Raw genomic sequence first — 2,581 nt, forward strand, 5'->3', positions numbered from 1 at the left:
GGCCCAGACCACAGGCTCCGGCGCAAGCGCAGAACAAATTATGCTAAAGGCCTCAAGTGCCAATGCAATTAAGAGAAAAAATAGATGGAACAACCAATACTCTTTAAGCCCGGAGCGCCCCGAGAACTTCGCGTAATACTCAAACGGACGCAACATTGGGGAAATGATACTTTTGATCAACTACTCTAATCCTCATGGGTATATTCGACTTCTAAGACGCCATATGACACGCCCTGTCGTAGTCTTGGATGCATCGGGCGCATCGTCCATACAACAAGTTGCAAAGTCGATGCACCCTCTCGCGTAACAACACCAACTGATCAGCGCCAGGGCATTGCAACCAAGCATGCCAATCTTCTCGCTCCAGCCAACATGCTTGGCGGATCTCTCACAACTCCGTGCAGAGGAACCTGCTCCCGCGCCAGCAGCCTATCGCCGCTCTTCCTCTCTTCCTTGTCCGAATTGCGGACTGCCTTGACGCTAATTGGCCGCGTTCATCCCGCCGCTACCCCCAAATCGAACGGATCAAACCGGATCACGTCCTCGCCCAGCCACTCATTGATCGCGGTCATGCGCGTCTGCAGCGGGGCCAGCTCCATGGCCGCCCACACCGTCGCCGCGTCGCGGATAGAGCCAAAACCACCGCTGTTTTGCGGCACGATGCCCAGCAGTTGCGGCGGCACGCGCAGTGCCGCGAGCATGTCGTCGCGGGTAATGCTCTTGATGCCGGCGAATTCGTCCCTCGCGGCAACCTCGCTGACCGGGATCAGCTGCAGGCCATCCTTCTTCCCGTTCGGCGAATGCACGAACAGGTTGCGGAAGTTGCCGGGGCCGCGTGACTGGCGCAGTGCTTCGCGCAGATTCTGCACGTCCCCGTCCTCGGCCTGCGGATCGGTCAGGTAAAGGATGAACCCGGCGTGTGAGCCGTTGTTGTAATACTTGCGCCGGAACAGCGTGGCCGATTCGTTGAGCAACGCCGACTRTACCGCCGACATCCATTCCGGCAACCCGTAGATCTCCTGGTCAGGGTCAGCCTCGCGCAGCTGGAACACCTCGCCGTGGGTGAACTCGTGCTCGATGCCGCCAACACGGACCTGAAAGAACTCCACGGCCTCGACGCCACGGCGCATGTATTGAGCCAGCGGTACCGCCAAGGCGTGCGCGGCCCCGGACACTGCGCGCCGCCGCTCGACGTAGGCCATGCCGAAGGTGGTGTAGTCCATGGCCAGCTGCGCGAACGCTTCCCGACTGAGCAGCTTGTGGGGCCGGTAGGTTCGGACCAACATGTTGCGCTTGAACGTCAGACCGCTCTGCAGGTAGGGGTTGGCACGGGTGGTGCGGGACAAGCCGTGCAGGTCGACTGGCGGCTCGTAGTAGCGCCCGCTCTGCCAGCATTCCAGATAGTCGAGGATGCCCCGCGATTCCAGTACGGGCGTGGCGTCACCGAAGGTAAACGCCTCGATATTGGCCGGCGCTCGGCGCGCTTGAGGTCTTCCTTACCGCCGCAGCTGTCGTGCAGCTGGCTGAGCTTCTGCTGATCCTGCTGGGCCCCGCCGCCGGCGGCGCCCTGCTGCACCACCTCTGGATAACCCGGCCGGCGCGTCAGCGTCACAGCGGCCTGGCCGTTGGCCAGATCCCGCAACGGCTGCGCAGGCGCTCGCGAATGGCTGTGCGCCGGGGAGCGGCCCATGCTTGAACTGATGCTGCGCGACATGCGCCGACGTTGCCCGGATTGTGAGTCGACTGGATGCCTCGACTTCACCGACGTTCCACCATGCGTTCGCACCTACGTGAAGGATGACGCCGAGTACAACGACCACTTTGGCGCCAGCCGCGACTACGAGTGCAGGAACTGCGGTGCAGCCTTCACCCTGACCGATTGGGAGGAAGCCCGTGGCTGACCTTGATACCGCCCGCCGCTTCCTCGCGGGCGAATACGATTCCGCAGGATTGCCACACGTCGCTGCGTCGATCCTGGCCGGCGTCAGCCCGCTCGGCAAGGGTGTCTACATCGCGGCCATCGCCGCTGCACTCGCGGCCGACTGCCCTGCTTGTGCACATCCAAAGGAGGCCGCCCATGACTGAGCGCCCGATGATCGCAGTCTGGTTCTCCTGCGGCGCAGCGAGCGCCGTGGCGGCCAGGCTGAGGGAGGCAGCATGACACAGCAGCAGCAGACAGCACCTCGGGCGCTACCCCCGTGTCCGGCGGGGCATGCGGCGCGTTACATCTTGGACGGGCGGCGTTTGGAGGCGAGAGGTGGCCACTTCATCGAATGCCGATGCAGCAAGACGCTGAAATGCGCGACCTTCGATCTGGCGTGGGCACATTGGCACAAGATGCATGGCCTGCAGCCCAGGTTCGATGCATTGCCCGTCGTCGGCAGCAACGTGGTGCAGCTGGGCTTGCGTCTTGCCGGCGGTGACGCATGAGGCCGCACGGCTTCGGCACGTTCTGGCTGCTGTACGGACAGTTCGGCGCCACCATGACCCTCGAACAGCTGCGGGCGACCTACTTCCCGATGGCCAAACCCAAGACCATGGCCAACAAGCACACCGCCGGCCTGCTGCCGCCGCGCACTGG

At 63.1% G+C, this 2,581-nt stretch carries 5 protein-coding genes; 3 read left to right on the forward strand and 2 right to left on the reverse strand.

The features are described from left to right. Both ACXJKH_RS18500 and ACXJKH_RS18505 read right to left on the reverse strand, forming a co-directional pair. On the reverse strand, window positions 1–180 hold a 180-nt coding region (locus ACXJKH_RS18500), incomplete at its 3' end, for a DUF805 domain-containing protein (protein WP_457321549.1). A 314-nt stretch (window positions 181–494) separates the two neighbouring features. Beyond that, window positions 495–1,463 (reverse strand): phage portal protein, encoded by a 969-nt coding sequence (locus tag ACXJKH_RS18505; RefSeq protein WP_457321557.1) that lies wholly within the window; start codon window positions 1,461–1,463, stop codon window positions 495–497. Window positions 1,464–1,688: 225 nt separating this feature from the next. On the opposite strand from ACXJKH_RS18505, the gene ACXJKH_RS18510 reads away from it, so the two are divergent. The 3 genes from ACXJKH_RS18510 to ACXJKH_RS18520 all read left to right on the forward strand — a co-directional run bounded on the left by ACXJKH_RS18510 (window position 1,689) and on the right by ACXJKH_RS18520 (window position 2,430). Beyond that, complete coding sequence (locus ACXJKH_RS18510) at window positions 1,689–1,901, forward strand: hypothetical protein (protein ID WP_457321551.1); 213 nt, start codon at window positions 1,689–1,691, stop codon at window positions 1,899–1,901. Further along, on the forward strand, window positions 1,894–2,085 hold the full coding sequence (locus ACXJKH_RS18515) for a hypothetical protein (protein WP_457321553.1): 192 nt from the start codon (window positions 1,894–1,896) through the stop codon (window positions 2,083–2,085). Before ACXJKH_RS18510 ends, ACXJKH_RS18515 begins: the two co-directional genes overlap by 8 nt. Before the next feature lie 72 nt (window positions 2,086–2,157). After that, the gene (locus tag ACXJKH_RS18520; protein WP_457321555.1) at window positions 2,158–2,430 is read left to right on the forward strand and encodes a hypothetical protein; all 273 of its coding nucleotides are present in this window, start codon (window positions 2,158–2,160) and stop codon (window positions 2,428–2,430) included. The last annotated feature ends 151 nt before the right edge of the window (window positions 2,431–2,581 follow it).

Source organism: Stenotrophomonas sp. P5_B8 (assembly GCF_054049855.1).

Bases quoted from the DNA above. Each gene is read 5' to 3' on its own strand.
- ACXJKH_RS18510 (WP_457321551.1), top strand. From the start codon at position 1,689: ATGCTTGAACTGATGCTGCGCGACATGCGCCGACGTTGCCCGGATTGT.
- ACXJKH_RS18520 (WP_457321555.1), top strand. From the start codon at position 2,158: ATGACACAGCAGCAGCAGACAGCACCTCGGGCGCTACCCCCGTGTCCG.